Source organism: Sphingobacterium daejeonense, assembly GCF_901472535.1.
In the GTDB taxonomy this organism is placed as follows: Bacteria; Bacteroidota; Bacteroidia; order Sphingobacteriales; family Sphingobacteriaceae; genus Sphingobacterium; species Sphingobacterium daejeonense.
Genome location: NZ_LR590470.1, coordinates 1775519 through 1797998 on the forward strand (window position 1 = coordinate 1775519; position 22480 = coordinate 1797998).

Annotated in this window: 23 protein-coding genes and 1 pseudogene; 21 read left to right on the forward strand and 3 right to left on the reverse strand. The window is 37.7% G+C overall.

Features of this window, described 5'->3' with window-relative positions; all coding sequences use genetic code 11:
* Positions 1-366: 366 nt before the first annotated feature.
* A complete protein-coding gene (locus FGL31_RS08520) occupies positions 367-1662 on the reverse strand; it encodes a DUF389 domain-containing protein (protein WP_138090559.1) in 1296 nt (431 codons plus the stop codon).
* Positions 1663-1752: 90 nt separating this feature from the next.
* The gene (locus tag FGL31_RS08525; protein ID WP_138090561.1) at positions 1753-2604 is read right to left on the reverse strand and encodes an AraC family transcriptional regulator; all 852 of its coding nucleotides are present in this window, start codon (positions 2602-2604) and stop codon (positions 1753-1755) included.
* Between the two features lie 329 nt (positions 2605-2933).
* Between FGL31_RS08525 and FGL31_RS28860 the strand changes: the two genes are divergently transcribed.
* The 21 genes and pseudogenes from FGL31_RS28860 to FGL31_RS08600 all read left to right on the forward strand — a co-directional run bounded on the left by FGL31_RS28860 (position 2934) and on the right by FGL31_RS08600 (position 21420).
* Positions 2934-3428: an MFS transporter gene (locus FGL31_RS28860; RefSeq protein WP_317130977.1), complete on the forward strand. Its 495-nt coding sequence runs from the start codon at positions 2934-2936 to the stop codon at positions 3426-3428.
* 19 nt (positions 3429-3447) lie between these two features.
* Positions 3448-3984 (forward strand): MFS transporter, encoded by a 537-nt coding sequence (locus tag FGL31_RS28865; RefSeq protein WP_317130978.1) that lies wholly within the window; start codon positions 3448-3450, stop codon positions 3982-3984.
* Between the two features lie 10 nt (positions 3985-3994).
* Positions 3995-4330, forward strand: a complete 336-nt coding sequence (locus tag FGL31_RS08535; protein ID WP_138090563.1) for an L-rhamnose mutarotase — start codon at positions 3995-3997, stop codon at positions 4328-4330.
* A 4-nt stretch (positions 4331-4334) separates the two neighbouring features.
* Positions 4335-5999, forward strand: a complete 1665-nt coding sequence (locus tag FGL31_RS08540) for a UxaA family hydrolase (protein WP_138090565.1) — start codon at positions 4335-4337, stop codon at positions 5997-5999.
* 35 nt (positions 6000-6034) lie between these two features.
* Positions 6035-6799 carry an SDR family NAD(P)-dependent oxidoreductase gene (locus FGL31_RS08545; protein WP_138090567.1) on the forward strand — a complete coding sequence of 255 codons (765 nt, stop codon included), beginning with the start codon at positions 6035-6037 and terminating at the stop codon, positions 6797-6799.
* 355 nt (positions 6800-7154) lie between these two features.
* The gene (locus FGL31_RS08550; protein WP_138090569.1) at positions 7155-8012 is read left to right on the forward strand and encodes a fumarylacetoacetate hydrolase family protein; all 858 of its coding nucleotides are present in this window, start codon (positions 7155-7157) and stop codon (positions 8010-8012) included.
* A 9-nt stretch (positions 8013-8021) separates the two neighbouring features.
* Positions 8022-8852, forward strand: coding sequence for an amidohydrolase family protein (locus tag FGL31_RS08555; RefSeq protein WP_138090571.1), 831 nt, complete (start codon positions 8022-8024; stop codon positions 8850-8852).
* Positions 8853-8857: 5 nt separating this feature from the next.
* Positions 8858-9647 (forward strand): annotated as a pseudogene (locus FGL31_RS08560) (L-fucose dehydrogenase).
* Positions 9648-10063: 416 nt separating this feature from the next.
* Positions 10064-11230: a glycoside hydrolase family 172 protein gene (locus FGL31_RS08565; RefSeq protein WP_138090573.1), complete on the forward strand. Its 1167-nt coding sequence runs from the start codon at positions 10064-10066 to the stop codon at positions 11228-11230.
* A gap of 6 nt (positions 11231-11236) precedes the next feature.
* Complete coding sequence (locus FGL31_RS23285; protein ID WP_197734145.1) at positions 11237-11629, forward strand: DUF6786 family protein; 393 nt, start codon at positions 11237-11239, stop codon at positions 11627-11629.
* A 13-nt stretch (positions 11630-11642) separates the two neighbouring features.
* A complete protein-coding gene (locus tag FGL31_RS08570) occupies positions 11643-12482 on the forward strand; it encodes a DUF6786 family protein (protein WP_197734146.1) in 840 nt (279 codons plus the stop codon).
* A 13-nt stretch (positions 12483-12495) separates the two neighbouring features.
* Entirely contained in the window at positions 12496-14259 is a 1764-nt protein-coding gene (locus FGL31_RS08575) for an L-fucose isomerase (RefSeq protein ID WP_138090575.1), read from the forward strand.
* A gap of 6 nt (positions 14260-14265) precedes the next feature.
* Positions 14266-15600 (forward strand): L-fucose:H+ symporter permease, encoded by a 1335-nt coding sequence (gene fucP, locus FGL31_RS08580; protein ID WP_138090577.1) that lies wholly within the window; start codon positions 14266-14268, stop codon positions 15598-15600.
* A gap of 11 nt (positions 15601-15611) precedes the next feature.
* Positions 15612-15785: a hypothetical protein gene (locus tag FGL31_RS25055; protein WP_232046427.1), complete on the forward strand. Its 174-nt coding sequence runs from the start codon at positions 15612-15614 to the stop codon at positions 15783-15785.
* A gap of 46 nt (positions 15786-15831) precedes the next feature.
* Positions 15832-16131 carry a hypothetical protein gene (locus tag FGL31_RS25060; protein WP_232046429.1) on the forward strand — a complete coding sequence of 100 codons (300 nt, stop codon included), beginning with the start codon at positions 15832-15834 and terminating at the stop codon, positions 16129-16131.
* Between the two features lie 83 nt (positions 16132-16214).
* On the forward strand, positions 16215-16796 hold the full coding sequence (locus FGL31_RS27670; protein ID WP_262709066.1) for an FGGY-family carbohydrate kinase: 582 nt from the start codon (positions 16215-16217) through the stop codon (positions 16794-16796).
* On the forward strand, positions 16756-17280 hold the full coding sequence (locus FGL31_RS25065; RefSeq protein ID WP_262709067.1) for an FGGY-family carbohydrate kinase: 525 nt from the start codon (positions 16756-16758) through the stop codon (positions 17278-17280). The genes FGL31_RS27670 and FGL31_RS25065 overlap by 41 nt, the downstream gene beginning before the upstream one ends.
* Positions 17281-17287: 7 nt before the next feature.
* Positions 17288-18217: a hypothetical protein gene (locus FGL31_RS23290; protein ID WP_197734147.1), complete on the forward strand. Its 930-nt coding sequence runs from the start codon at positions 17288-17290 to the stop codon at positions 18215-18217.
* Positions 18218-18297: 80 nt separating this feature from the next.
* Positions 18298-19365, forward strand: coding sequence for a hypothetical protein (locus tag FGL31_RS23295; protein WP_197734148.1), 1068 nt, complete (start codon positions 18298-18300; stop codon positions 19363-19365).
* A gap of 40 nt (positions 19366-19405) precedes the next feature.
* Positions 19406-20395, forward strand: coding sequence for a LacI family DNA-binding transcriptional regulator (locus tag FGL31_RS08595; protein ID WP_138090579.1), 990 nt, complete (start codon positions 19406-19408; stop codon positions 20393-20395).
* 131 nt (positions 20396-20526) lie between these two features.
* Positions 20527-21420 carry an AraC family transcriptional regulator gene (locus tag FGL31_RS08600; protein WP_171017590.1) on the forward strand — a complete coding sequence of 298 codons (894 nt, stop codon included), beginning with the start codon at positions 20527-20529 and terminating at the stop codon, positions 21418-21420.
* A 461-nt stretch (positions 21421-21881) separates the two neighbouring features.
* Here the strand turns inward: FGL31_RS08600 and FGL31_RS08605 are convergent, their stop codons facing one another.
* Positions 21882-22388 (reverse strand): DUF6702 family protein, encoded by a 507-nt coding sequence (locus FGL31_RS08605; RefSeq protein ID WP_138090583.1) that lies wholly within the window; start codon positions 22386-22388, stop codon positions 21882-21884.
* Positions 22389-22480 lie beyond the last annotated feature (92 nt).

Genomic DNA, 22480 nt, shown 5'->3' on the forward strand with positions numbered 1-22480 from the left:
ATGAACAGGATCCTTCGTTTCAGTTACACCCTACAGGGTTGAATTGGGGATATCAAATCATTTCTATAATAGTTACACCCCTACAGGGTTGAATGGTGTGATATAATCGTTACTATAATAGCTACACCCTTAGCGGGGTTGTGTAGCGTGAAATTTGATTTTAAATAATAGCACAACCCCGCTAGGGGTGACACTATTATAGCAGGGAATTTAGCAAACATGCCACACCTACGGCGTTGGTGTTTGTCGCGATTTTCATTTCTATAGATATTACATGCCGATGGCATTTAAGAGATATTTCATGCCTCCAGCATTTAACCCCGATAGGTTTTTTTGGGTGTTTTCAGCATCGGCAAGTTACAGCCGTTAATTTGCTCTGACGATTCTTACGCTTTTAGTTCCTAGTTTATTTTCTAACCATTTTTGTAGTTTCAGTGTTGTGTTATCGTTCAATGGTTTTTGGGCGCTATATGTAATGATATTTTGGTGGAAACTGCTGTCAGGGTTTATGACTACTAATTGCTTGCCTATGCTGTATGGAGCGAGTTCTGGGAATAGGATGTTAATTTCATTGATTAATTCAGCGTCGTTAAAGGTATATGTTGACAGTTCAGTTCTTAGATTTTGAATTGTTACGTCTTTTTCAGATACATTTCTGGATTGTTTGCTGATTTCTGCGAGAATGTCCCTTTTTAAATCGGTGCTATCCTGTCTGATCACCAGGTCTGTGTTTGTGATACCGTAGTCAGTTAGTTTTTTGTTGAGGTCATCAATTTCTGTATTTGCGAATTTCTTGTCCAAGAAAGCGAGTTCAATTTTCTTTGGTCGGCTATTGAAGGTTGTTTTTTCATAGATCAATGTATAACCTTTGTTTATGAACTCATCTTGAAGGAAGGCGTCCACATTTTGTGAATATTTCTTTTCCTGTAATAATTGGTAAGCTAAATAGAAGCTAGGGATCAAGATTACCAAGATCAATGTTGTAATAGTTCTGGTTATTCTTTTTTCTCGAGCTGAGTCTACAAACTTTACTTTTGGATATTTCAGCAGTTTTACGATTAAGAATGTTGAAATACAGATGAAGAAGCAATTGATGGTGTAAAGGTATAATGCTCCTCCAAAATAGCTGAAATTACCGATTGCCAATCCGTATCCAGCAGTACAGAGAGGAGGCATCAAAGCCGTTGCAATGGCTACTCCGGGGATCGGGTTTCCTTTTTCAACCCTAGTAAGGGCGATAACACCAGCTAGACCACCAAAGAAAGCGATTAAGACATCATAAATATTTGGCGCAGTTCTAGCCAATAATTCAGATTGAGCATCTTTGAAAGGGCTTAATAAAAAATATAGGAACGAAACAAACAGGCTGACTACGGTTGCAATTCCGAGGTTTTTGATCGATTTTTTTAATAGATCAAAGTCATAAATAGCCAATGCAAATCCAGCTCCTACAATTGGCCCCATCAATGGAGAAATTAGCATGGCACCAATAATAACCGCTGTAGAATTCACATTCAGACCCACAGAGGCTACAGCTATGGCACATGCTAAAATCCAAACATTTGCTCCTCTGAAGGAAATGCTCGATGTAACATTTTCTAATACTTTATCTTTTGCTTCCTCCCCAAAATGGAGGTTTAAAAATTGGTAGACTTTATTCATTTATATTCAAATAATGACCGCAAAAATATGATTTACCTTATATCCTCAAAATTGAATTTTAAGTAAAGTGGTGATATGCTTACAGAAATATTAACCTTTGAACTGTGTTGGCGTTGTTCCCGTGATAGATTTAAATGATTTGTGAAAATTGACGAAATTGTTGAATCCGGAATCGTAACATATTTCTTTAAGGCTCATTTTGTTGTTTCTGAGCTGAAAACAGGCGTGTGATATGCGCAATTCATTCAGGAATTGGACCGGTGTTTTTCCAGTTTTCTGTTTAAAATATCTGCAGAAAGAGTTTTCGGTCATTCCAGCTACTTTGGACAAATCATTCAAGGTTATTTTATGTTTATAATTTTCTCTAATATAACTCATGAGATTGTTCATCCGAAATTGATCTTCAGAATAATTAAGGATCGAATAGTTTTCAGAAATCAACTTTTCAGATTCAAGATCATTTAATAGGTTTAAGGCTTCCAATAAGTTGAACAATTTTGTAATGCCGGTGGATTCTAGACATCCGAGAATGAGTTTAACGATATAGTTGTTTTCAGTTAATTCGATATATTTTCCACGAGTTGATTGAATTAGCAGTGATTTGATATTGTTCATCTCAGGGATATTCAGGAATTTTTCGACTCCAAAGTCATTTTTGAAATGAATTACAAAACAATCTATTGGTTCATCAGATTCATCTGTGCCTTCACTCTCATCAAATAGCCAATAGTGTGGTACCTGGGGAGGTATAAGAACTAATCCTCCGGGTTGGAAATTTTTGATTCGGTCCCCTATGAATAAGGTTCCTGCCCCTTTTTTTACCAATACTAATTCTACCTCTTCATGATAATGCCAAATTGATTGATGTTTGGGGAAATAATCCCTTCGCATCTGAAAGCTCTGATTGGATGATTTTGGTACCGCAAGTTGTTTGATTATCATAATTGTCGAATTTATTCATAAAAAATGAATAATAAAGGAGTATTATGGTAAAATAGTTTATAATATTGGTAAGATAGTTCAATATATTGTATAAAAATATCCCTTATTTAGATTTTCAATTATAATCCCACTATGAACAATCGGAGTAATACCGTTGCTATTATTTTAATCACCTCCCTATTTTTTTTCTGGGGGTTTATTCACAATCTCGATCCGATATTAATTGCGCATTTACGCAGTGCATTTAGTTTAACCCATTTGCAGGCATCTTTAGTAGATTCTGCGGTATTTATTGCTTATTTGGTGATGGTATTCCTGCAGGGTTGATCATGCAAAAATACGGTTATAAAGTGGGGATATTGGTAGGTTTGGTTCTCTTTGCTATTGGTTGTTTTCTTTTTGTTCCTGCTGCAAATACGATGAGTTACATGTTTTTTCTTACGGCTTTATTTGTCGTTGCATGCGGGATAACGATTTTAGAAACTGCAGCCAATCCATATATGACAGTTTTGGGGGATCCCCATACTGCGACCCAGCGTTTAAATTTTGCTCAATCGTTCAATGGCTTAGCTGCTTTTGTTGCACCGATTGTAGGAGGGCAGTTTATTTTGACGGAAGATCCACTTACTGTGGATCAGGTTGCTGCGCTTAGTGATGCAGAGCGTTTGGCCTATATTCAGGCAGAAACGGCAGTCGTAAAAGGACCTTATGTAATCCTTGGGTTGATTATTCTTGTTGTGGCACTTATTTTCTTCTTTATAAAATTGCCCGAAGTAAAAGAAGAGGAAGAAAAGACAGGGTTTTTTAAAGGCGTTAAGGCATAAAAATGTTGCTTGGGCGGTTTTGGCTCAATTCTTTTATATCGGTGCTCAAGTCTGTGTTTTGAGCTTTCTAATAGTTTATGCGGTGGAAGTTTCCGGAATAGAGGCCAAAGATGCAAAATATTATGCTGGTGTAGCGGGGTTGGTGTTTATGTTAGGTAGGTTCATCGGGACATTCTTCATGAAATATATTGCGCCTTCTAAACTACTTCTCTATTATGCAATTATATCGGCAGGCCTTACCTTGATTTGTATTTTTGGAACTGGAGCTGTCACACTTTATAGTATGGTTGCCATTGCCTTTTTTATGTCTATCATGTTTCCTACGATTTTTGCAGTTGGGGTAGAAGGGACTGGTGCGGATACGAAGTCAGCCTCAAGTTTAATTATTATGTCTATTGTTGGGGGAGCTTTACTTCCGCCAGTTTTGGGTTATATTTCAGATTTGACAGGACATATGCAATACGGGTATTTCGTTGTTCTGGTTTGTTTCTTGATTGTGGCATTATTTGCGACACAAAACAAGAGCAATCAGGTATCTGTTAAACAAGGACATTGATTTAGTGATTATGAATAATAAGAGATTTGCGATGGCATTGGATCTGGTTGATGATCCAAAAATGATTGCCGAATATGAAGACCATCATACAAGGGTTTCTGCAGCGATAAAAAAGTCAATTACCGATGCTGGAATTACTGTTATGGATATATATCGTTTTGGTAATCGGTTGTTTATGATTATGGAGGTAGATGATTCCTTTAGTTTTGAAAGGAAAGATGAAATGGATGCAGAGAATCCTGCTGTTCAGGTTTGGGAGCAATTGATGTGGAAATATCAACAATCCATTCCAGGTTCAAAACCTGGGGAGAAATGGGTGATGATGAAACAAATATTTGAACTTTAAAAAGATGGAAAAAGAGAAGTTGGAATTTTTACAAATCCATCCAAAAGACAATGTACTGGTAGCACTTAGAGATTTGCCAGTTGGATATTCTTTGATATTTCAAGGGAAAGATATTGTATTGAAGCGACCTGTTGCTGCGAAGCATAAATTCACCATAGAAGCTTTGGAAAAAGACGATGAGATTTATATGTATGGTGTTTTGGTTGGAAAGGTAAATGAGCCATTAGAAATGGGGGAGTTACTGGATGTGAACAATCTAAGACATGCTGCAGATGATTTTAAATTAGGGAACCGAAAATTGGAATGGACGAAGCCCGATGTTTCAGCATTTCAAGGTCGTACTTTCAGAGGTTTTCACCGCAGTAATGGATCCGTAGGAACGGCAAATTATTGGTTGGTAATTCCCTTGGTGTTTTGCGAGAACAGAAATGTGCTTACGCTGAAGTCAGCCTTGGAAGAAAAATTGGGTTATCAGGTTGAATCGAAAGATTATTCTGATGAGGTTGATGAGCTGATCACTAGATATAAAGGTGGGGCTTCTATTGATGACTTGCTGGCTGTAGATTTAAGTGCAGCTAGGGCTAATAAAGAGAACAAGAGGCTTTTTCCGAATGTTGATGGGGTTAAATTCTTGAACCATGACATGGGTTGTGGTGGTACTCGGATGGATTCAGATGCCCTTTGTGGGCTGTTAGCTGGATATATCACCCACCCAAACGTTGCTGGCGCCACTGTTCTGAGTTTGGGTTGTCAACATGCGCAAGCATCTATCTTAAAGGCTGAAATTGCCAAAAGAGATCCTGAATTTGACAAGCCATTGTTTGTTTTTGAACAACAATTTGAGGGTACAGAACAGGAATTGATGCAAAAGGCAATCAAATCTACATTTACAGGTTTAATGGAGGCAAATAAGCAAGAGCGTGAAGAAGCTGGATTAGACAAATTGTGTATTGGTTTGGAATGTGGAGGGTCTGATGGTTTTTCAGGGATATCCGCAAACCCTGTATTGGGTTTTCTTTCCGATATGATGGTGACGATGGGCGGTTCAGTAATTTTATCTGAATTCCCTGAATTATGTGGTGTAGAGCAGGAGTTGAGTGATCGCTGTATTGATGAAGCTACTGCTGAGAAATTTATCCATTTGATGCGTACTTATAATGCAAAGGCTGAAGCAGACGGTTCAGGGTTTTATATGAATCCTTCACCGGGGAATATACGGGATGGATTGATTACGGATGCTATCAAATCTGCTGGTGCGGCCAAAAAAGGTGGTACTTCTCCAATTGCTGCGGTGATAGATTATCCAGAATTGGCTAATGGTCCTGGCTTAAATTTGCTTTGTACTCCAGGGAACGATGTTGAAAGTACAACTGCCGAGGTTGCTGCGGGAGCCAATATTGTTTTGTTTACTACAGGATTGGGGACACCAACAGGAAATCCTATTGCTCCGGTGATTAAAATTGCCTCAAACAGTAAAGTTTACAACAAAATGAATGATGCAATTGACTTGAACTGTGGGACCGTTATTGATGGAGAAGAAACGATTGAGGAAGCGGCTCATAAAATATTGGAATATGTAATTTCCGTGGCAAGTGGAGACCGAATTGCTAAGGCTGTTCAGTTAGGTCAGGATGATTTTATTCCTTGGAGACGTGGTGTATCACTTTAATATAAATGTTTTAAGTTATTGTAATATAAAATATTATGTCAAAATTAAATGGTAAAGTTGCTATTGTAACTGGTGGAGGGAGCGGCATTGGAAAAGCTATTTCAACCTTGTTTGCAAAAGAAGGAGCAACTGTTCATATATTGGATTTGAATCCTGCAGGGGGCGAAGAAACCAAATTGGCAATTGAGGCTGATGGGGGTAAATGTGAGGTTCATACCTGTAATGTGAGTAAGCAAGAAGAGGTCTTGGCAGCGGTTGAGAAAATCGGCAGGGTTGATGTGCTGGTTAACAATGCCGGTATTGCGCATGTCGGCAACCTAGAAGGCTGTTCTGTGGAAGATTTGGACCGAGTGTATGAGGTGAACGTGAAAGGTGCTTATAACGCTTTATTTGCGGTCGTTCCTGTTATGAAAGCAAATGGAGGTGGTGCCATCTTAAATTTAGCTTCTATTGCTTCGTTGGTAGGTATTCCAGATCGATTTGCCTATTCAATGAGTAAAGGAGCCATCTACGCCATGAACCTATCTATTGCCAAAGATTATCTTAAGGACAATATCAGGTCAAATTCTATTTCACCTGCTCGTGTTCATACTCCTTTTGTAGATGGTTTTATCGCAAAGAATTATCCTGGCAAGGAAGATGAGATGTTCGAAAAATTATCGAAAACTCAACCCATCGGCAGGATGGCGGAGCCAGAAGAAATTGCTAAATTAGCGTTATTCCTTTGTTCAGATGATGCGTCATTTATCACTGGTAATGATTACGCTATCGATGGAGGATTTGTGAAGTTGAACAATTGAGGTTAGATGTGAGATGTGAGATTTGAGATTTGAGATAGGAAGGGTGAAATAGATGTGAGATGTGAGATGTGAGGTGTGGGATAGGAAGGGTGAAATAGATGTGAGATGTGAGATGTGAGATGTGGGATAGGAAGGATGGAAAGACATTTGACATAAGACATAAGACAAAGAACAGTTTGTGGGATTGGATGGGTGAAATAGATATGAGATATGAGATTTGGGATATGGGATAGGATGGGTGGAAGAGATGTGAGATATGAGATGTGAGATATAAAGTGTGAATTCGATGTGAGATTTGGGATTTGAACTATGAAAGTTCTCAAATCTCAAATCTCATATCACAATACTAAAATAGATGAAATTAATAAGATTCGGAGAACCTGGAAAGGAAGAAATCGGTGTTCATATCGATGGTAAAAATTATGATGTTTCTGCATTTGGTGGGGACTTTAATGAGGATTTTTTTGCGGACAGTGGTCTGGAGCGATTAGAGGAGTTTGTTAAGGCCAATGAAGGTAAATTGATTGAGGTTCCTGCAGGGACTCGGATAAGCGCGCCGTTTGCAAGGCCATCAAAGATTGTATGTATTGGTTTAAACTATAAAGACCATGCTGAAGAGACTGGTGCAAAGATTCCGGCGGAGCCCATTATATTTATGAAATCTACTACTGCATTGGTTGGTCCGAACGATCAGGTGATGATTCCTAGAAATTCTGAGAAGACCGATTGGGAGGTTGAATTTTGTATAGTTATCGGAAAGAAAGCTTCTTATGTTGATGAATCTGAAGCATTAGATTATGTTGCTGGATACGTATTGCATAATGATGTGTCCGAGCGTGAGTTTCAGATTGAGCGTGGTGGAACATGGGATAAAGGCAAAGGCTGTGATACTTTCGCGCCAATGGGTCCCTATATGACTACTGCTGATGAGATTCCAGATATCAACAATGTGAAATTGTGGCTGAAGGTAAATGGTAAAACCTATCAAGATGGCAATACCTCTAATTTGATTTTTAGCGTTCCGTTCGTTGTATCCTATGTTTCTCAGTTTATGACCTTATTGCCAGGAGATGTTATTTCTACGGGTACTCCAGCGGGGGTTGGTTTAGGATTTAACCCTCCAATTTACTTGCAACCAGGAGATATTGTTGAATTAGGAGCTGATTATTTGGGTGAACAACGCCAGGAGGTCATTGCTTTCCAAAAGTCTTAATATAACGACATGCGCATAGATTCTCATCAACATTTTTGGTTATATGATTCCGTAAAAGATGCATGGATTACGGATGAGATGGCAAAAATCCAACGAAATTTTTTACCAAATGATATATCAGGGACTTTAAAAGGATTGGGTTTTGATGGTGTAGTTGCTGTTCAAGCAGATCAAAGCCATCGGGAAACTGAATTTTTGGTTGAACTATCTCAAGTATATGCATTAATCAAAGGTGTAGTTGGATGGGTTGATTTACGATCGGAGCGCATTGACGATTACTTAACTGATTTTTCAAAATTTAAAGTAATCAAAGGTTTCAGGCATATAGTTGAAGGAGAGGATGATCCTGAATTTCTTGTTCGGGATGAGTTTTTGCGTGGCATCGAGTCTCTTACGAAGTTTAATTATACGTATGATCTCTTGATTCGGCCACGGCATTATTCGAGTACCTTAAAATGTGTTGAAGCAAATCCAAACCAAGCTTTTGTTTTGGATCATATTGCGAAGCCACCAATTAAATCTCAGGAATTCGATGAATGGGCAGAATTTATTGTGGCATTATCTTCATTTTCAAATGTTCATTGTAAAATTTCGGGGCTGGCTACAGAAGCAGATTGGAAACATTGGAAGCTAGACCATTTTGCCGAATATTTAGACCATGTTATTGCAAGTTTTGGCAAGGGTAGAATCATGTTTGGTTCTGATTGGCCAGTTTGTTTGTTAGCTGGAGATTACGAAGATTCATTACATATCGTAGAGCATCGCTTAGATAAATTTACGGAAGAGGAATTAAAGGGATTTTGGGGTGATAATGCTGTGAAATTCTACGGTTTAAGTTAGTTTTTATGAATTTAAATTTAAAAGATAAGGTCTTTTTGGTGACCGGAGGTGCGAAAGGAATTGGGAAAGGTATTGTTGAGCTTTTAGCTTCAGAAGGTGCAATTCCTGTTATTATTGGAAGAAAACAAAAAGACAATGAGGAAGTAGCAAAAGAACTTGAGGATAAAGGATTTAAGTCTTTGCCTGTTCAAGCAGAGCTTACACTTCCTGAGGACTGTAAAAGAGCTGTGGAAGAGGTAGTTTCCAAATTGGGTCGAATTGACGGTTTAGTTAATAATGCGGGATTGAACGATGGTGTTAGTTTTGGAGAGCGGTGATTATGATTCCTTTGTTAAGTCTTTGCACAACAGTTTGGTTCATTATTTTCTAATGGCACATTATTGTTTGCCAGAGCTAAAAAAGAGCAAAGGCAATATTTTGAATATTTCCTCTAAAACTGCAGAAACTGGTCAAGGAGGAACTTCTGGATATGCTGCTTCCAATGGTGGTCGTAATGCATTAACCCGGGAATGGGCGGTTGAACTGTTGCCTTATCACATTCGTGTCAACGCGATCGTCGTTGCAGAATCGATGACTCCACAGTATGAAAGTTGGATTAAGACCATACCTAATCCTGAAGAAACATTAAATAAAATTACAAGTCGGATACCCCTAGAAAATAGGATGACGACTGTTGAAGAGATAGCCAATATGGCTGTATTCTTGTTGTCTGACCGATCAAGCCACACTACAGGCCAATTGGTTCATGTAGATGGTGGATATGTACATTTAGATCGATCATTGATCAATGACTAAAATACTTATAATCAACCTTTAGTAAAACTCAATTGAGCTGCTTTGAAAGAGCAGCTCTTTTTTTTGATTAAAAATTGTTACAAGTACGAAACTTTATGTTCTTGGCGTTGTTTCTATGAAGTGAAGCAACGATAGCCTGTATTTATTACCTGAATTTTCTCTTATCTTTAATGATTATCGAATAAAAAATTTTACAATTTATTTTGATATTAAACGATTAAGCATTAACATTGTGTAATTATAAACTGAAAATGCAATAGAACTTATTTTAATTTAATTGTACAGGAGCCAATGTTCAAAGCGCTGTGCTTAATCGTTAAACTAAAGTTTTCAATTCAATCTAGATTAATAAGGATAGCATTTTAAAAGATATGTATATCAATTAAATATTAGAATAATCAACTAATACGTAAATCATGAAAATAAAATTATTAATTGCATCTCTATTGCTATGTGGTACGACCTATGCCCAGCAACAACAACAATTTAACGGTATTGATATGAATATGGGGACCTTGTCGAAGCTTTCCAATGCCAAGACGAGGTCAATAAGTCCGGAGAACTTTACAGGCGAAAAGGGCAAGGGTGGAATGGCCGATCCAGCGAAGCAAAAAGGACAAAGAAATATTGCGAATGCACATCATGCTTCACGTGAGCTTGGTGTAGGTTGGAAGGTAAATCCTTATGTCACTATTGAGCCTGGAGAAACTTTTACAATGGCCGAGATTAACGAATCAGGAGTAATCCAACATATGTGGATGACGCCGACTGGAAACTGGAATCATACGATTTTCAGGATTTATTGGGACGGTGAATCTACTCCATCTGTTGAATCACCTGTTGGTCCATTTTTCGGGATGGCATGGCATAGATTTGCGCCATTGAATTCTATTGCAATGACCGTAAATCCAGGAAGTGCATTTAATTCTTATTGGAAGATGCCCTTTCGTAAGAGCTGTAAAATTACGATGGAAAACATTTCTGGCGAGCCGATGAATCTATATTATCAGATTGATTACGCTGTTACAGAGGTTCCTGAAGATGAGGCTTATTTCCATGCGCAATATCGCCGTTCAAATCCTACTCAAGGTTCTTTGCATACGATTATAGATGGTATTAAAGGAAAAGGTCAATATGTGGGTACCTATTTAGCTGTTGGAGTGAACAATATAGGATGGTGGGGCGAAGGTGAAATCAAGTTTTTTATGGATGGAGACAAGGATTATGCGACTATAGTTGGGACTGGTCTTGAGGATTATTTTTGCGGTTCTTATAATTTCGAAAATAAGTCCACAAGACAATATCAAGAATATTCTACCCCATATGCTGGTTTGCATCAGGTAATCAGGCCCGATGGTGTATATGAATCTCAGCAAAGATTTGGTATGTACCGTTGGCATGTAATGGATCCCGTTAGATTTGATGGAGACCTGAAAGTTACGATTCAAGATTTAGGTTGGCGTTCCGAGGGGAGATACCTTCCTCAAAAATCAGATATGATTTCAGTAGCCTATTGGTATCAAGCAGAGCCACACGGCAAATTTCCTAATTTACCTGCCAAAAATGATTTAGAAGTAAACTAATATTCTATGAAAAAACAACTTGCATATGCATTGATAGGTTTGTCGTCGGGTATTCTACTGACGGCTTGTCAACAAAATAAGAAAGGTGAAACTTCAAAACAAGATACAGTGAACACAACATACAAAGAAGGGCAGTTTGGATATGATCTAGAATTCCTTCAAAAATACGATAGTGTTTTGATTCTCAGTAATGAAAGTGGTCTAGGTCAAATTCTTGTATCGCCTAAATATCAGGGTAAAGTTTTTACATCGACTGCAGATGGGCCAGATGGGAAGAGTTTTGGCTGGGTTAACTATAAGGCATTTTCGGCGCCAGTTGACCCACATATGAATGCTTATGGCGGTGAGGATCGTTTATGGTTGGGTCCCAGAAGGAGGGCCATTTTCCTTGTATTTTGAAAATGGAAAGGAGATGGTCTACGAAAATTGGAAGACGCCAACATCCATTGACACTGAATCTTGGAAGTTAATATCTGCTGATGGCAGTTCTGCCAAGATGGAGAAGGATACGGAGCTCAAGAATTATGCTGGAACTGTATTAACAATGAAATTGAATCGTGATATCAAGATGTTGAGCAATTCTCAGATTGAGTCTGATTTAGGGATTCAATTAAGCGACAAGATAAAGTCAGTTGGTTTCAGTACACTGAACAGCATTACCAATACTGGCAAAGAAGCATGGACTAAAGAAACTGGTGCGCCATGTTTATGGAGTTTAGACATGTTTATGCCTACCGATAGTACTGTTATTTTGGTTCCTTATGAGGAAACTGCTCAGGGTAAGATTGCGACTACCGATTATTTTGGAGAAATTGATAAAGACCGTATTTCCTACAAGGATGGTGTTTTATATTTTAAGGCTGATGGTAAATCGAGGGGCAAACTTGGGTTATCTCCACAAAGGGCGAAGACCATTGCAGGGAGTTATGATTTAGCTAATGGTATTTTAACAGTTACTAAATTCACCATAGATTCAGGCAAGACCTACCTTAACCAAGAATGGACTACTAAGAAGGATCCTTTTATTGGCGATGCCGTCAATGCCTATAATGATGGGCCTTTGGAAGATGGTGGTCAAATGGGTCCATTTTATGAAATAGAGAGTGTATCTCCTGCTGCATTTCTAAAGCCTTCTGAAAAGTTAGACCACAGCCATAATGTTTATCATTTTATGGGTGATAAAGAGCAGGTTTCTATTTTGTTAACCAAGTTATTTAATATTTCAGTTCAAGACATTCAGTCTGCATTCTAAACCTAAAAAGAAAATGAGTACATATCCAAAAATTGGGATTAGACCTATTATTGATGGTCGCTGGGGCGGCATTAGGGAGTCCTTGGAAGATACAACAATGAACATGGCGAAAGCTGTGGCGAAATTATATGAGTCCGAATTAAAATATCCGGACGGAAGTCCTGTACAATGCGTTATTGCAGACAGTTGTATTGGTGGGGTGAAGGAAGCTGCGGATTGCCAGGAGAAGTTTGATTTGGACCATGTTGGTGTTTCGTTATCCGTAACTCCATGTTGGTGTTATGGTTCTGAGACGATGGATATGGATCCTATTCGTCCAAAAGCCATTTGGGGCTTCAATGGGACAGAGCGTCCTGGAGCTGTTTATTTGGCAGCTACAGTTGCAGCACACAACCAGAAAGGCTTGCCAGTATTCAGTATATACGGTCATGATGTTCAAGATATGGGTGACTCTGTTATTCCGGAGGATGTCAGAGGCAAATTATTGTCTTTTGCCAAATCGGGTCTTGCGGTTGCCTTATTGCGTGGAAAGAGTTACTTGGCAATTGGATCAGTTTCGATGGGTATTGTAGGTTCCATTGTAAATGCAGAGTTTTTCCAGGAATATTTAGGGATGCGCAATGAATATGTGGACTCCTCAGAGGTATTGAGAAGGGTACAATTAGGGATTTATGATGAGGAAGAATTTGGCCGAGCATTGGAATGGACCAAAAAACACTGTAAAGAAGGAGCAGATTATAATCAGAAGCATAAGGTCAAAAATCGAAAGGAAAAGGATGAGGATTGGGAATTTGTGGTAAAAATGACCTTGATCATTAGGGATCTCATGTTGGGTAATCCTAAGCTCAAAGAAATGGGTCATGCTGAAGAAGCCATGGGTCACAATGCATTTATTTCTGGATTTCAGGGGCAGCGTCAATGGACAGATTTTTTGCCGAATGGGGATTTCTCAGAGGCTATCCTCAACTCTTCATTTGATTGGAATGGTGTTAGAAATCCGTATATGGTAGCAACCGAGAACGACTCTTTGAATGGTGTTTCGATGGCTTTTAATTATCTATTGACAAATACGGCTCAGATTTTTGCTGATGTACGGACTTATTGGTCGCCAGAAGCTGTGAAGCGTGTGAGCGGATGGAAACCTACAGGTGATGCAAAGAATGGTTTTATTCATTTGATAAATTCTGGATCGGCAACATTAGATGGTACAGGGCAACAAAGTGAAGGTGGAAAGCCAGTTATGAAGCCATTTTGGGAGATTACAGACAAGGAGGTTAAATCTTGTCTGAAAGCTACAACTTGGTATCCTGCGAATCGTGATTATTTCAGAGGAGGAGGGTATTCTTCCAACTTCTTGACTAGAGGGGGGATGCCTGTCACTATGTGCAGGATTAATTTAATCAAAGGTATAGGTCCGGTAATGCAAATTGCTGAAGGACATACTATTGATATTCCAGAAAAAGTTCATAAAGTTCTGGATGAACGTACAGATAAAACATGGCCAACCACATGGTTTGTACCTGAATTAACTGGAGAAGGAGCATTTAAAGATGTATACTCAGTTATGGCAAATTGGGGGTCAAATCACGGTGCGATCAGTTATGGTCATATTGGTCATGATTTGATTACGATGGCATCGATGCTACGTATCCCTGTTTGTATGCATAATGTACCATCTGATCGTTTGTTCAGGCCAGCAACTTGGGCTGCGTTTGGCATGGATTCAGAAGGATCAGATTATAGAGCTTGTGAGGTTTTTGGAGCACTTTATAAATAAATGATTATGGCAAACCAAAAGAAATCATTGTTTCGGGATGATGAAGGGAATTATCTATTAGTTCCGTTTCTGTTTATCTGTAGTTTATTTTTGTTGTGGGGATTTGCCCATGGATTTTTGGATGTTTTAGACAAACATTTCCAGGATTTATTGCATGTTTCAAAGGCTCAGTCTGGTTTTGTACAATTTTCATTGTATATAGGATATTTAGCTATGGCCATTCCGGCAGGATTGTTCATTAAGAAGTATGGATATCAAAAAGGGATTATTTTCGGGTTGGTGTTGTTTGCTATAGGTGCTTTTATGTTTTATCCTGCGGCCAAATTAGCGGCCTTTATTCCATTTTTGACGGCTTTATTTGTAATTGCCTGTGGTTTGGCATTTCTAGAGACTGCTGCAAATCCCTATTCCATTGTATTAGGTTCTAAAGATGGGGCTGCCAGAAGGATTAATATTTCTCAATCATTCAATGGTTTGGGATGGATTCTAGGTCCTTTAATCGGTGGTCTTATGATTTTCGGTACAGAATCCGAAGGCGAACATGATAAATTTGACTCTTTGGTACAACCATATATCGGTATCGGTTGTGTCGTAGTACTAGTTGCCATTGTATTTCTGATAATCAAATTGCCTGAAATCAAAGAAAAGAAAGAGGCTGGAGAATATGAAGAAAATCCTCCAATGCGGAATTTATTGAAACATCCTGTTTTTATTTTTGCAGTGGTTGCACAATTTCTGTACGTAGCGGCACAAACAGGAACCAATTCATTTTTTATTAACTATGTCATAGATGCCATCCATGATCTTAAGACTCCAATTTCCGATATAATGAGTCATTTAGGGGCATTTGGTGATTTCTTTATGCCAAAGAATGATGAGCAGGCTGCTTCTTTGATTTTAGCAATTGGAGGTATGGGTGCTTTTTGGATTGGTCGATTAACGGGTTCATATTTAATGAAGTTTATTGCTCCGCATAAACTATTGGGATTTTATGCTATTATGAATGTCATCTTGAATATTCTGGTATTTATGAATTTGGGGTGGGTTTCAGTATTTGCGTTGTTTTTAAGTTATTTCTTTATGTCCATAATGTTTCCAACAATTTTTGCTTTAGGCATCAACAACCTTGGGACATTGACAAAGAAAGGTTCTTCCTTTTTAGTAATGGCAGTTGCAGGAGGGGCATTCTGTCCTCCGTTGATGGGTTTGATCGCTGATCATAGCACTATGGCAACAGGATTTATAATTCCTGTACTTTGCTATGTAGTCATTGCGATTTTTGCGATATGGGGAGTTGGAAAAGTTGAAGGAAAGCTGGATATGTCAAACCCAGTACATTAAAAAAGAGTTTCATGAAACAGACATATGTTATAGGGGTAGATTTTGGGACTGATTCGAGCAGGGCACTCTTAGTGGATACGTCCAATGGTGAGGTATTGGGGTCGGCAGTTTCACCGTTCAAAAGATGGAAAGAAGGAAAATACTGTGATCCTAAATTAAGTCCAGTTCAGACAACATCCTCTTGATTATATTGAAAGTATTGAAGAATGCCTAAAAAGTTGCTTAAGTCAAGTGAGTTTTGAGGTTAAATCTCAAGTAGTTGCTATTTCAATTGATGCTACCGGATCGACTCCTGTAGCAATAGATCAGAAAGGGCAGCCTTTAGCTTTATCCTCCAAGTTTTCAGAAAATCCTAACGCTATGTTTTTTCTTTGGAAAGACCATAGTTCTATTAAAGAAGTTGAAGAGATCAATAGCAAGGCTAAGGACTTTGATGTGAATTATCTAAGTTATTGTGGTGGGGCATATTCATCAGAGTGGTTTTGGTCGAAATTGTTGCATTTGGCAAGAACGGACCAAGAGGTTTTTTGATGCAACTTATTCATGGGTAGAACAGAGTGATTGGCTTCCATTTTTATTGACGGGGCATCAGGATGCGAATCTGATTAAGAGAAATGTTTGCGCTGCAGGTCATAAAGCATTATGGGCTGAGGAGCCTAGGAGGATATCCTCCAGAAGCGTTCTTTGAATATTTGGATCCGAAATTAAATCGGATTTATAAATCTATTGATCAGAAAGTATATACGGCTGATGAGGTTGTTGGGAATCTTTCCTCGGAATGGGCAGAGAAATTGGGTCTTAGCGAAGATGTTTTGATTACAGTAGGTGCGATTGATGCGCATGTGGGTGCAATTGGAGCTCAAATTGAGCCGGGTTTTATGTGTAAGGTGATGGGTACCTCTACCTGTGATATGATGGTAATTGAGAAAGAAGATTTAAAGGACAAGTTGGTTCAGGGGATCTGTGGTCAGGTTCAGGGATCTATTGTTCCACAATATATTGGATTGGAGGCTGGTCAGTCTGCATTTGGTGATGTTTACAATTGGCTCAAGAATTTGCTGTTGTGGCCAATGCGGAATAGTTTGAAGAGTAGTGCATCATCGGGTAGTCAGGCTGTTCTTGATTTTAAAGAAGAGCTAGAGCATAATTTACTAATTGAGCTTTCCGAATTGGCAAAAACAACAGCCTGTTACTGAGAATTCTGAATTGGCTTTAGACTGGTTTAACGGCCGTCGAACACCTAATGTTGACCCTTCCTTGACTGCTGCCATTGTGAATTTGGATTTAGGGAGTAGTCCAGTCAATATTTTTCAGGCTTTAGTTGAAGCAACTTGTTTTGGATCTCGGGCTATTGTGGAGCATGTAGAGCAGCAAGGTGTGCCAATCAAAGGGGTTATAGGCATCGGTGGTATTGCAAAGAAATCAGATTATGTTATGCAAACCTTGGCAGATGTTTTACAAAGACCTATTAAAGTTCATAAATCTGAGGAAACTTGTGCTTTAGGTGCCTGTATGCTTGCAGCAACTGCAGCTGGATTATATCCAACTTTATCAGATGCGATGAAAGGGATGGGTTCAGGTTTTGAAAAAGAATATTTTCCGAATCCTGAAATGAAAAACCTATACGATAAAAGGTATATGAAATATAATACTTTAGGATCGGCAATCAATAAATTATAGGAGAAATATGAAGTTATTTGGTCAATATATTTTAATTATTGTTTGTTGTTTTCTTCATCTAAATAGTAAAATATTACTGGGGAATGAGATGCCTCAGGAGTTAAAAAAATATATTTCTCATCTAGAATATTCTAAAATTGATGGTAAAGGTCCAAAATTAAATTTCAATAAAGTTGATTCTCATATTTATAAAGTTGATGTGAGTTGGGATTTACAAAATGATATTAATTTAAGCAATTTGTATTTGAATATTTATCCCAGTTTTAATCCAACATTTCATTGGGCACCTCATCTTACACCTACAGACAATCATATCATTGCACAACATGTATTTCGATCACCGGCAATGATTGTACAGGATAAGAGAAAGAGTATAAGTATTATTCCTGATGTAACTTTATTAGAAAAAAAACCTGTTGTACCATGGTATCTTGATTTAAATGCAAGAGAAAATGTAATGACAATAGGTCAAGCGAATTCCAAAATAACAGACCATGTACTTTATGAAAAAGAGGATAAAACTCATTTTTCCAAAGGGATTTATACGCTTTCTTTTTATGTTTTGGTTTCGTCGGATCAAAGGAACATAGAGAACCCATTTGCTAGTGTAAATTCTTTTATGTGGCAAAAATGGGGTTCGCCATTATATGCTAAAGGTGAGCCATTTTCAAAAAACAATTTGGATTCTTATGTTGATTATACTTATCAATGGGCTTTTGATCATTGGCGAGATGCGGTTTGGCAGGAATTTGACTTAAACGGTAGGAGAGTTGGTGCACCTACATTTATTGTGAATGTAACTCAAAGCCCAAATTACCCTGAAGAAATAAATGAAAGGGAATTCAGATCAATTTGGAACCAGGCCTGGTTCAACTCCTTAAGATCTGCTTCTGTCTTTTTAGGTATGCTAAAAGAAAAGGAGTCGATTCACTGCTAAGGTATGCCAATCAAACCAAAGAATTAGCCCTTTCATTTCCTCAAATTAATGGTTTTTTTCCCGGTTTAATTGGGACAGAAATGGTTGATGTTGATATAAATGGTAAAATACACAGGCGTTCTGCAGGTTGGGACACCCATTATTTTGGCAACTCAAATCGTAATCCATTTACGTGGGATCCTAAAACTTCACCTTATCACATTCTTGACATGAGTTATACTGCGATGTTAATGTTAGATTGGTATACTGAATTGGAAAAGGATGAGCGATTATTAAATTATTCTAAAAGTTATGCTGAGTCATTATTAAGGATTCAGCGGCCGGATGGATATTTTCCTTCCTGGTTAAGCTTAGGAGATCAAAAGGATATGGAGATTTTGAGCAAATCTCCTGAATCAGCAATGTCGGTTTCATTCCTTTTAAAGTTATATCAGGTTTTGCCTGATGAAAAGTATAAGAATGCGGCTTTAAAGGCATTGTCGGTGATTGAAGATGAAATTGTACCTATTGGGAAATGGGAGGATTTTGAGACCTATTGGTCCTGCAGTCGTTATGGTCATGATAGTTTGGTCGATAAAAAGTTTGTCCGGAATAATATGTTTAAACAAAATACCTTAAGTATCTATTACGTTGCTCATGCATTCATGGAAGCTTATCGTGTGACGAATGAACAAGCATATTTGATGAAAGGACAGCGGGTAATGGATGAGTTGTTGATGTGGCAAGCTGTATGGCAACCTTCATTTATTTATATCCATGCATTGGGTGGGTTTGGCGTTATGAATGCAGATGCTGAATGGAATGATTCGAGGCAAAGTTTATTTGCTGAATTGATAATGGAATATGGCAAAGAACTGGATCGCAAAGATTATATGGAACGTGGGATTTCTGCGCTGAAAGCGTCATTTGTAATGATGTATAGCCCTGAGAATATCGATACTAAGGAACAATGGCAGCGACGCTGGCCATTTTTTGGGGAGAAGGATTACGGTTTTATGATGGAAAATTACGGTCATGATGGGCGGACTGATGCAAATGGTATTGGTATCGGTGAATTTACCATTTATGATTGGGGGAATGGGGCTGCTGCTGAGGCTGTAAATCGCGTGATTGACCATTGGGGTCCTGACTTTATGGATAAGTGGTAAGCTAATCTTAATTATGAATTAATAATAATATATTTACAAAATGGTAAAAAAGGTTTCATTAAAGGATATAGCGCAGAAGATAGGTGTTTCAACGGCCTTGGTTTCTTATGTGCTGAGCGGTAATGAGGAAAAAGGGAGAGTTGGTAAAGAAACTGCCGAAAAAATAAGGCAAGCTGCGAAAGAATTGAACTACCAGCCGAACCATATTGCCAAAAGTTTAAAGACCGGAAAAACCAATACCATTGGACTTATCGTTGCCGATATATCGAATCCATTTTTTGCATCTATTGCAAGAGGTGTGGAAGATGAATCAGGACAGTTCGGTCTAACAACCATTATTGGCAGTTCAGATGAGAGTCCAGAAAAACTAAAGAATCTGGTGGATGTTTTCATCAAAAGACAGGTCGATGGTTTTATTATTTCGCCGCCAGACCACTCTGAGGAGACCATCGATTACATTATTTCTTTAGGTATCCCCATTTGCCTGATCGATAGGCACTTTGAACATGTCAATTCCAGTTATGTAGTTACTGACAATAAGGAGTCAATGGGAAAAGCGGTTAGTTACTTAATTGAATTAGGATATAAGAATTTAGCTTTCATAGGTTATGATAGCAGCCTACAACATATGAAAGATCGTGAACAGGGATTTTTGGACGCTACTGCCTCGATTGATTCGAAAGTTTATAAGATTAATTTCAACAAACAGCAGGCTGAACTCGGCAAGAACATTCAATATATCCTAAAAACCCAAAAAGCTGATGCCATTGTCTTTGCGACCAATACGTTGTCTATTGCTGGTTTGAAATACCTTACTCAACAAGGAGTTCAAATTCCAGATGACCTTAATGTCATGTGTTTTGACTCCAGTGAAGTATATGATTTCTTTTATCACCCTATAATTCATGTAAAACAACCGATAGAAAACCTTGCTAAAGAAAGTGTTACAATATTAACTAGTCAAATGAAAGAAAATACCATTCAAAAGAAGGTATTAAGTTCAGAATTAGTGGCTAAAACCAGGGTATAAAAAAATATTTTAATATAATTCCAAATCATAGGGCAGGATTACAAAAAAATGATATTTTTGTTGTAACTAAATTATGAATATCAAACCTTTGTTGCCGACAGCCAACGGTACCAAGGAAAAAAATGGATTGTATGGAAGCTATTAAGACAATGGAAGCGAGGTATCCTATTGAGTTTACTGTGCCTGCCTTTGGTGCCGGTTCGTTTTATGTCCAAGAGGACCTTAGAGATGATTTTTATAGCCACTACCACAGACATAGAGAAATACAGATTTCTTATATATTGAAGGGGAGAGGTTCGGTAGTGATAGGAAACTTGATACAACCATTCTTTGAAAATGAAATCTATATATTGAAAGCAAATGATCCTCATGTTTTTATTAAAGAAGGGTCAGATGACGAGCAGATCCATGTTGTTCACATCTTCGTTGCTTTTGATAAAATGCAAGCATTCTTCAATATGCAAGAACTTCATAGAATTCGAGACATTTTTAATTCACTAGACTCAAGCAAAAAGTTCCTGCCAAAGACCAGTATACCAGTTAGGTTAAAATTTCAATCCTTAATGCGTGAAGAAGGCTTGTCCAAATTAATGCGTGTTTTGGAAATCTTTGATTATTTGATTGCAAATGAAAAAGAGATGATTTCCCTTTATTCGGGATTGCCGGAATCCAATTTCAACGATAAAGTAGGTGTAAGGATCAATGAGGTATTGAGATTCTCCCTGGAAAATTATAATAAAGAGATCAGCATCGATGAAGTTGCCAAGCTTATCCATATGACGCCATCTGCCTTCTGTAAGTACTTTAAAAAGCATACAATGAAAACGTATGTGACCTTTTTGAATGAAATCAGAATTGAAAAAGCCTGTCAATTATTAATCAACAAATCCACAGAAAACATCTCTGAAGTTGCCTATCAATGTGGATTCAATACAGTGGTTCATTTTAACAGAGTATTCAAACACATCTTGCATAGCTCCCCCTCAGAATTTATTCATCGACATGCGGTGGATGTGAGGAATTAATGAGTAGATATGAGATGTGAGATGTGAGATATGAAATTAAGATTTGTAATCCCTAAATAGATTTGTTTATAAATTTTAGAGGATCTATTTTGCATGGAATCTGTTGCGTCATATTTGGCTCTCCTCCCATATCTCTCCTCTCATATCTCACATCTAATTTGTTTTTTGGCTCAAAATTTGTTATATTACCTGCATACCAAAAAGAAAGGTGATATATATGATTAAAAAAGAAAGAAGTAAAAAAGAAAAATTGATTCAGAACCCATTATCATTTTATGTAACGAATGTCGGGTTTATCGGAAACCAACCAAGACCAAAACAAAGAAGTGTTAACAAGAAAAGTTAACTCTTCTAAAAAACAAAACAAATTAAATTTAGATGTGCTTTTTGAGAAAAAAGCATTTTGTGTTTCTAAGGGGTGTGTCATTCCCAAATCCCCGTTTCCCTGTAAAATATTCTTATTAAAAACTAAATGATGCGGTCCTTTTAGGATTGTCTAGTTTGGTGCTTTTCTTCATATTATTCACTTTGAGGTGCATAATATTAGATTGGGATTTAAAATCTCGATATAAAAGTTGGTTGACAATTTCTATTTTGTTGACATCATTTATGTTTTGGACTTCCAAATAGCACCAAGCAACATCTTCTTCGATTTCATAACCAACAAATTTCAAGTTTTTGTTTTGATTGTTAATAGCTAATTTCAGATTGTGTTGTATATATCTTGAAATAGCAGAGTCGGCTACTGCTTTGTTCTTAGGATTTATGACATCAATTTTCTTTCCTGTTTGATTTTTCAGCGCGACTTCCAGATCATCGTAAAACAGCCTACAGGATACTTCAATTCTTTTATTTTTTGCATTGTAATCTATGGATGTGATGCTTACGTAAAACGGATGTGCAAATGCAATAAGAGCGGTACTCAAACCTACAATTGTTAATAATATTCTGTTTTTTAACGAATTCATTCCTTCTAGTTTTGCAACAATTATGTGCTAAATTATTTAAAAATTGCAAATGCATTTGTCAATATTAAAATAATATTAATTTTGTTATGTTT

Bases quoted from the DNA above. Each gene is read 5' to 3' on its own strand.
- FGL31_RS08555 (WP_138090571.1), top strand. From the start codon at position 8,022: ATGCGCATAGATTCTCATCAACATTTTTGGTTATATGATTCCGTAAAA.
- FGL31_RS08540 (WP_138090565.1), top strand. From the start codon at position 4,335: ATGGAAAAAGAGAAGTTGGAATTTTTACAAATCCATCCAAAAGACAAT.
- FGL31_RS08570 (WP_197734146.1), top strand. From the start codon at position 11,643: ATGGTCTACGAAAATTGGAAGACGCCAACATCCATTGACACTGAATCT.
- FGL31_RS08520 (WP_138090559.1), bottom strand. From the start codon at position 1,662: ATGAATAAAGTCTACCAATTTTTAAACCTCCATTTTGGGGAGGAAGCA.
- FGL31_RS08535 (WP_138090563.1), top strand. From the start codon at position 3,995: ATGAATAATAAGAGATTTGCGATGGCATTGGATCTGGTTGATGATCCA.
- FGL31_RS23285 (WP_197734145.1), top strand. From the start codon at position 11,237: ATGAAAAAACAACTTGCATATGCATTGATAGGTTTGTCGTCGGGTATT.
- FGL31_RS27670 (WP_262709066.1), top strand. From the start codon at position 16,215: ATGTTTGCGCTGCAGGTCATAAAGCATTATGGGCTGAGGAGCCTAGGA.
- FGL31_RS23290 (WP_197734147.1), top strand. From the start codon at position 17,288: ATGAAGTTATTTGGTCAATATATTTTAATTATTGTTTGTTGTTTTCTT.
- FGL31_RS08550 (WP_138090569.1), top strand. From the start codon at position 7,155: ATGAAATTAATAAGATTCGGAGAACCTGGAAAGGAAGAAATCGGTGTT.
- FGL31_RS28860 (WP_317130977.1), top strand. From the start codon at position 2,934: ATGCAAAAATACGGTTATAAAGTGGGGATATTGGTAGGTTTGGTTCTC.
- FGL31_RS08525 (WP_138090561.1), bottom strand. From the start codon at position 2,604: ATGATAATCAAACAACTTGCGGTACCAAAATCATCCAATCAGAGCTTT.
- FGL31_RS23295 (WP_197734148.1), top strand. From the start codon at position 18,298: ATGGTTGATGTTGATATAAATGGTAAAATACACAGGCGTTCTGCAGGT.
- FGL31_RS08565 (WP_138090573.1), top strand. From the start codon at position 10,064: ATGAAAATAAAATTATTAATTGCATCTCTATTGCTATGTGGTACGACC.
- FGL31_RS08605 (WP_138090583.1), bottom strand. From the start codon at position 22,388: ATGAATTCGTTAAAAAACAGAATATTATTAACAATTGTAGGTTTGAGT.
- FGL31_RS08575 (WP_138090575.1), top strand. From the start codon at position 12,496: ATGAGTACATATCCAAAAATTGGGATTAGACCTATTATTGATGGTCGC.
- fucP (WP_138090577.1), top strand. From the start codon at position 14,266: ATGGCAAACCAAAAGAAATCATTGTTTCGGGATGATGAAGGGAATTAT.
- FGL31_RS08600 (WP_171017590.1), top strand. From the start codon at position 20,527: ATGGAAGCTATTAAGACAATGGAAGCGAGGTATCCTATTGAGTTTACT.
- FGL31_RS08545 (WP_138090567.1), top strand. From the start codon at position 6,035: ATGTCAAAATTAAATGGTAAAGTTGCTATTGTAACTGGTGGAGGGAGC.
- FGL31_RS25055 (WP_232046427.1), top strand. From the start codon at position 15,612: ATGAAACAGACATATGTTATAGGGGTAGATTTTGGGACTGATTCGAGC.
- FGL31_RS08595 (WP_138090579.1), top strand. From the start codon at position 19,406: ATGGTAAAAAAGGTTTCATTAAAGGATATAGCGCAGAAGATAGGTGTT.